Source organism: Bacillus cereus group sp. MYBKT14-1 (assembly GCF_051915185.1).
Taxonomy (GTDB): domain Bacteria; phylum Bacillota; class Bacilli; order Bacillales; family Bacillaceae_G; genus Bacillus_A; species Bacillus_A cereus.
This window is the reverse complement of record NZ_JBQAEF010000009.1, coordinates 226,659-233,914: the sequence shown is the minus strand read 5'-3', so window position 1 is coordinate 233,914 and position 7,256 is coordinate 226,659. Positions and strand designations below refer to the sequence as shown.

Below are 7,256 nucleotides of genomic sequence, written 5' to 3'. Positions count from 1 at the left end.
CAAAAATCTCAGACTTATCTGTAGGAAAGTACAAATTAGTAGAGAAAGAAAGCTTACCAGGCTACAAAAAGCTAACAGAGCCAGTATCATTCGAAATTAAAAAGGGTATGACAGAAGTCTTATCATTAAAAATAGAAAATGAAATGGTAGATACGGGAAATGTAGAAATTACAAAAATAGATAAAGATAATAAGGCACCGTTAGCAGGTGTAGTCTTTGAAGTACAAGACGACAAAGGCAAGGTAGTAACGAAATTAACGACAGATAAAGCTGGAAAAGCAACAGTTTCAGATTTATCAGTAGGAAAGTACAAGCTAGTAGAAGTAGAGAGTTTACCAGGCTACAAAAAATTAGAAAAGCCTGTACCATTTGAAATTACAAAAGGTATGACAAAATCTTTAGCGTTCACTGTAGAAAATGAAATGGTAGATACGGGGAATGTAGAAATCACAAAAATAGATAAAGACAGTAAAGCACCATTAGAAAATGTTGTATTTGAAGTACGTGACTCAAAAGGCAAAGTAGTTGCGAAAGTAACGACGGATAAAGAAGGAAAAGCAAACGTTTCAGATCTATCAGTAGGAAAATACAAATTAGTAGAGACGAAGAGCTTACCAGGTTACAAAAAGTTAACGGAACCAGTATCATTCGAAATTACAAAAGGTATGACAAAAGTCTTATCATTGAAAGTAGAGAACGAACAGTTAGACAAAGGTTCAGTGGAGATTACAAAAATGGCCGCTGAAAGCAAGGAAGTCTTATCAGGAGCTGTGTTTGAAGTTCATGATGAAAAGGGAAAAGTAGTAGTGAAAGTAACAACAGATAAAGATGGAAAGGCAAAAATCACAGATCTATCTGTAGGTAACTACACACTAGTAGAAGTAGAAGCACCAAAAGGATATGAAAAATTAACTAATCCAATTCCATTTGAAATTACAAATGGAATGATAAATGCAGTTCAATTAGAAGTATTAAACAAATTGAATCATTTAGCACCACCAGGTCCAGAAAAACCAGATCCAGAAAAGCCTGGAACACCAGATCCGGAGAAACCTGGAACACCGAATCCAGAAAAGCCTGGAACACCAGATCCAGAAAAACCTGGAACACCAGATCCAGAAAAACCTGGAACACCAGATCCAGAAAAACCTGGAACACCGAATCCAGAAAAACCTGGAACACCAGATCCAGAAAAGCCAGGGACACCGAATCCAGAGAAACCTGAAAAAGAATTACCGAAGACAGGGCAGAAAATGCCTGTGGAACCATATATGGGAGCACTTCTTGTAATGATGAGTTTTGGGTTACTCGTATTAGGTAGAAAACAGCAGAGATAATAAAGGTGAAAAGGTATCCTCAAAGTATTTGAGGATACCTTTTTTAGCATAAAAAAAAGCATCTAGCAAAAGTACTAGATGCAAATAAAAACACAAGGGAAGACAAAATTCTTCCCTTTTCCCGTATGTAATTATATCAAAAAATTTATAAAAAACTAGCTATATTTAAAATATAATTTTTAAAAAAGTTATATACATAAATAATTGCAATACGCGCAGTTTTATCTTTCTGAAAAATCCATTCCTTTAATTTCGAATATTAAGACTAATGTTGATAAATCTTCAGATAATTAGAAAAAATAACCAAAAGGATATATAATATTGCTTAATAAATAATGTTAATGAATTACATATATTTCATTTGGTGTATTAATTGAATATCATAATTTAAAATTTTATTAAGCAAGAATCTCGGTTACTTATTGCATTTCTAACATAGGGTGAGATAGAAAAATACAATAGTGTGGAGGTTTTTATAATGACGTTTGTTCTTAGTAAAATGAATGGGTTTAGCATAGAAGAAAAGGTACATGAATTTGAATCTAAAGGATTCCTTGAAATCTCAAATGAAATCTTTTTACAAGAGGAAGAGAATCATCGTTTATTAACACAAGCACAGTTAGATTATTATAATTTGGAAGATGATGCGTACGGTGAATGCCGTGCTAGATCTTATTCAAGGTATATAAAGTATGTTGATTCACCAGATTATATTTTAGATAATAGTAATGATTACTTCCAATCTAAAGAATATAACTATGACGATGGCGGGAAAGTTAGACAGTTCAATAGCATAAATGATAGCTTTTTATGCAATCCTTTAATTCAAAATATCGTGCGTTTCGATACTGAATTTGCATTTAAAACAAATATAATAGATACAAGTAAAGACTTAATTATAGGTTTACATCAAGTAAGATATAAAGCTACTAAAGAAAGACCATCTTTTAGTTCACCTATTTGGTTACATAAAGATGATGAACCAGTAGTATTTTTACACCTTATGAATTTAAGTAATACAGCTATTGGTGGAGATAATTTAATAGCTAATTCTCCTCGGGAAATTAATCAGTTTATAAGTTTGAAGGAGCCTTTAGAAACTTTAGTATTTGGACAAAAGGTCTTCCATGCCGTAACGCCACTTGGAACAGAATGTAGTACGGAGGCTTTTCGTGATATTTTATTAGTAACATTTTCTTATAAGGAGACAAAATGAGAGAGAATAAAATAATTATGATTTCTGGAGCCAATAGCGGTATAGGTCATGCTTGTATAAAATACTTTTTAGAAAAATCATTTTATGTAATAGCGCTTGATATTAATAATAATAATTTAATAGATTATATGAAAACAGATATGCCTTTGAAAGTAGTGCAAATTGATTTAAGTAATAGCGAAGCGATTCATAATCTTTTTACTCAATTAGATTTAGAAAAGCTTTCTCCTGATATATTAATAAATGCAGCTGGTATTCGAGAGATAACACCTGTTTTACATTTATCCGATGATATGTTTAAAAAAGTAATTGATATAAATTTAGTAGCCCCATTTATCCTTTCTAGGGAAGTAGCTAAGCGATGGTGTGAATCGAAAATAAAAGGTTGTATTGTGAATATAGCATCGGTTTCTGGATTAATGGCTGAACCAGAGCGAGCTGCTTATGTTGCATCAAAGCATGCTTTAATCGGATTGACTAAACAGATGGCTATGGAATTTGGGAAGCAAAATATAAGGGTAAATAGCATTTCTCCCGGTGTTATTAGAACCGAACTTACAGAAGAATACTTTAGTAATAAAGCCTTGATGTCTATGATAAAAAGTAATCAATCTTTAGATACTTGGGGGTTGCCGCAGGATATTGTTTCATGTATTGAGTACTTGATTTCTGATCAGGCCCGCTTTATTACTGGTTCTAATTTTGTAATTGATGGTGGTTGGACTGCTGGGAAAAATTTATAATTGAGTGTTTTTGAGGAAAAGCACCTGTCCTTTTTTTAGGCTGGTGTTTTTCTCACTATAAACCGAGTTTTTATTGGAGGGGGATTAATTTGCTTCAAAAGAGTTTTAAGCAAGAGAAAACGGTACCGGCCTTAAAGATGATAGCATCAATGGTTATCTTTGGATCAGTTGGATTTTTTTCGGTTCAAACAAACTTACCTTCGTTTGAATTAGTGTTTGTAAGGTGTATTTTTGCGACAATATTTTTAAGTGTATGCTGGTTGCTTACAGGGCAATATAAACAAGATAAATGGGAACGAAAAGAAGTTATTCAAGTTTTAATATGTGGCTTTTTCTTAGTATTTAATTGGGTTTTCTTATTTAAAGCCTTTGAAAATATGTCAGTTACAATTGCTATATCAGTTTATCATCTTGCACCAGTAATTGTACTGTTAATTGGAAGTATCGTCTTTAAAGAAAAATTAACATTCATATCTATCATTTCAATAATTGTGTGTTTTGCAGGAGCTTTATTAATTGCTGGTATTGATGGAAGCTTCTCTGTCGGCTCATTAATGTCTTCAGGTATGATATGGGGATTTCTTGCGGCTCTCTTTTATGCATTTACAACTTTATTTGGTAAAGGGATTAACAAAATGAGTGCGTATGCAATGACATTTTTACAAACATTCTTGGGGATATTTCTTTTAATACCATTTATAGATTTAGATGCTTTTAGTGGCCTCACTCAAAGTAATTGGACATATATTATAGCTACTGGTTTTATTCACACAGGGATAGTATATTATCTGTTTTTTGATAGTTTACGCTATTTATCTACAAAAACCATCTCAATATTAGTTTTTTTAGATCCGGCAGTGGCAATATTATTAGATACTGTACTTACTGGATTCCGTCCAACTTTAATGCAAATAACAGGAATTCTTTTTATTTTTATTGGCATGACTTTAACATTAAAAAAATCTAAAGATAAAAAACTAAGCCAAAAAGAAAAGCGAATTGAAAGCGATGCTAGTATATCTCAACAATAATGAAATATATTGTGTATAAAACGATAAACCTTGCATGAATCATGTAAGGTTTATTTTAGTTCAATATAATTCATATTTATAATACATAATTTTCAAAACTGAGGTATGTGTTTCTTTAATATGCTTTGGATTCAACTATTTTTATTTGACTATAAATTTACAAAAATGTATATAAAACCTTATTTTTTGATAATATATAAGTAATAAATTCATAGAATTGGAGTGATGAGATGCAGCCGTTAGAAAGGGAGATTCATTCTAATATGCTGAAAGTGTGGAGGATGCACGCTTTAATTGGGGCGGTAGTTATACTAACAGTCGTAATTGCGTATTTCTTTTTTATGATTAACTTTAACTGGTGGGGCTGGTTGTTCGGACTATTAGTAACAGGAGCTATTACATTTATTCCCCTTGATTATTTTGTGTTTCCAAATTTACGTCAACGCTATTATAGTTACAGATTAAATGAAGAAGAGATTGAGATTCAAAAGGAAATGTTTGTTGTAAAACACGTACTTATTCCGATGATCCGTGTGCAGCACGTAACGATTGAGCAAGGGCCAATCATGAGAAAGTATAATTTAGCAGAATTACATATTTCAACAGCCGCAACTTCTCATAGTATTCCAGGTTTAACGAAAGAAGAAGCAGAACAGCTGAAAAGACAAATTGGAGAACTTGCGAAAGTGAGTGATAAGGATGTATAAGAGGCAACATCCGATTACGATATTGTTAGGTATTAGGATTGCGAGTTTGTTGCCACTTATTATTCTTGTTTTATTTAAACCTGATGAACAAGTGGAACCTTGGTATTTATTTTATCTTTTTCTTCTGGTTGTTTTATTCATCATGGCTATTTTTTCAGCAATTAAATGGTATTTTAAAGTGTACTGGATTGAGAATAATATTTTACATATAAAGCACGGTGTTTTTGTAAAGAAGGAAAGCTATTTAAATAAAGAGCGTGTACAAAATATTAGTACGTCTTCTAACATCATTTATCAAATGCTCGGACTTATGAAGTTAAATATAGAAGTAGCCGGTGGTGGTAATGAACCAGAAGTGATGTTGGCTGGTATTAAAGAAGACGAGGCAAAACATTTAATTTCTTTATTACATAAGAAAGAAGCTACTGTAAAAGAAGAAATAGAAGAGGAAGAAAGCAAGACGGTTTATCAGTTAACAGCGAAAGAGGTTTTAGCCGCAGCGATTACATCTGGTCGGTTCGGACTAGTGTTCTCTGGGCTAGTACTTCTTTACACAAAGTTTGATTTTGTTCTTCCTGAAGGATTCACAAGTAAAGTAGAAGCGTATGTGATGGGAAACGGTGTTTATAAAATAATTGTAATTGCATTAATTTTAATGGCAATTTCGTGGATTATTTCCACGGCTGGATATGTGTTGAAATATGCAAACTTTAAAATTGAGCGAAAAGGGGAAGAGATTCGTATCGTTCAAGGATTATTTGAAAAGAAAGAGTTTGTCTTAAAATTGCACCGCATTCAAGCGATTACTGTAAAAGAAGGTATGCTTCGCCAGCCGTTTGGCTATTGTGCTGTTGAAGTGGAAGCAATTCAAAGTATTGGAGCAGCAAGTAACGAAGTAATGTTGCATCCATTTATGAAGAAAAAAGATGTACAGCACCTGATCACATATTTAGAGTTACCATATGAAATCGAAGCGGAGATCGTTCACTTACCAAAAACAGCGTTGCGTCGTTATTTCATTATGGGCTGGTTAATAAGTATCATACTCACAGTTCTAATTGCCAGCGTGAGTATATATTTTAAACAATATATTGCGTTGTTTGTTATTTTACCGTTATTTATCGTGTTTTCGTTACTTGCGTATGCTAGATATAAAAGTGGCGGTTATGAATTAAGAGAAAATCAACTAACGGTTGTATATCGTAATTTTTCGAAATATACAGGAATAATGCGAAGAAGACATGTTCAAGCAGTAGGTTATAATCAATCGTATTTTCAAAGAAAAGATGAATTATGTACAACTCTTGTAGCGGTAGCTGGGCGCGGTTATGAAGTAAAGCATATGAGAAAAAAAGATTCACTTCGTATATATAATTGGTACAAAGAAAAAGGAAACACCGGTGTGTAATGGTGTTTCCTTTTTGTCATTAAATTGATATCTTTAGTCGAATCGTTGATATATTTCAAGATATGATAGATATATTCGGAAAATCGTTGATATATTTCAAGATGTGATAGATATATTCGGAAAATCGTTAATATATTTCAAGATGTGATAGATATATTCGGAAAATCGTTAATATAATTTCACGTACTGCTAGTGTTGTATTACTTTTTAATTAAACTAACACATCAAAAGTAGTCACGAACGACGGACGAGAGAAAATACTCTTTTGCTGTTCCGCATGTGGATGCGCTGGAGCTTGTCCTTCTGCTTGCGTGGGACGTTTTTTATGAGCGTTTTCGAATGAACGTGATTCTGTCCAGTCTTTAAAGTTTTGCTCTGTTTCCCACATCGTTAAGATGACGTATGTATCGTTACTTAATGGACGTAGAACACGGATTGCTTGGAATCCTGGTTCGTTTTCAATAAGGCCTGCGCGGTTTTTAAAGCGGTTTTCAAATACTGGGCGACCTTCGTCTGTGACAGAAATGTTGTTACAAACGATATAGCCAGGTTGTCCTTTAAATTCACCGACAGCATCTAGTACGTCATACTGAAGTGAACCTTCTACAGATTCTTCTGTATTTTCTTTATAAAACATATTTTTTTCATCATTTTTTGCAGTGAAATGTGCTTGTTCTAGAGGTGTTTCGTATGAAATAATAGCCTTCATTTTAATGCCCCCTTAATAGTTTGTTTCTATTATATCAACTCTCTTAAAAAACTTCGAAGATTATATACATAAAGATACTTCTTTTTCAAATAATAAATGTACCAT

7 protein-coding genes are annotated in these 7,256 nt (G+C 32.8%); 6 read left to right on the top strand and 1 reads right to left on the bottom strand.

The window, feature by feature from the left end; genetic code table 11:
- The 6 genes from ACTFO4_RS21625 to ACTFO4_RS21600 all read left to right on the top strand — a co-directional run.
- The coding region (locus ACTFO4_RS21625) for a SpaA isopeptide-forming pilin-related protein (protein WP_440018865.1) at positions 1–1,337 on the top strand (1,337 nt) is incomplete at its 5' end.
- 478 nt (positions 1,338–1,815) lie between these two features.
- Positions 1,816–2,553 (top strand): 2OG-Fe dioxygenase family protein, encoded by a 738-nt coding sequence (locus ACTFO4_RS21620; RefSeq protein WP_000144813.1) that lies wholly within the window; start codon positions 1,816–1,818, stop codon positions 2,551–2,553.
- Positions 2,550–3,296 carry an SDR family NAD(P)-dependent oxidoreductase gene (locus tag ACTFO4_RS21615; protein ID WP_001208948.1) on the top strand — a complete coding sequence of 249 codons (747 nt, stop codon included), beginning with the start codon at positions 2,550–2,552 and terminating at the stop codon, positions 3,294–3,296. Before ACTFO4_RS21620 ends, ACTFO4_RS21615 begins: the two co-directional genes overlap by 4 nt.
- A gap of 89 nt (positions 3,297–3,385) precedes the next feature.
- Positions 3,386–4,327, top strand: a complete 942-nt coding sequence (locus ACTFO4_RS21610) for a DMT family transporter (protein WP_000939625.1) — start codon at positions 3,386–3,388, stop codon at positions 4,325–4,327.
- Between the two features lie 230 nt (positions 4,328–4,557).
- Positions 4,558–5,034 (top strand): PH domain-containing protein, encoded by a 477-nt coding sequence (locus ACTFO4_RS21605; RefSeq protein ID WP_440014481.1) that lies wholly within the window; start codon positions 4,558–4,560, stop codon positions 5,032–5,034.
- On the top strand, positions 5,027–6,442 hold the full coding sequence (locus tag ACTFO4_RS21600; RefSeq protein ID WP_326234767.1) for a PH domain-containing protein: 1,416 nt from the start codon (positions 5,027–5,029) through the stop codon (positions 6,440–6,442). The genes ACTFO4_RS21605 and ACTFO4_RS21600 overlap by 8 nt, the downstream gene beginning before the upstream one ends.
- Positions 6,443–6,653: 211 nt before the next feature.
- Here the strand turns inward: ACTFO4_RS21600 and hmoB are convergent, their stop codons facing one another.
- Complete coding sequence (gene hmoB, locus ACTFO4_RS21595; RefSeq protein WP_000644062.1) at positions 6,654–7,151, bottom strand: heme-degrading monooxygenase HmoB; 498 nt, start codon at positions 7,149–7,151, stop codon at positions 6,654–6,656.
- Positions 7,152–7,256 lie beyond the last annotated feature (105 nt).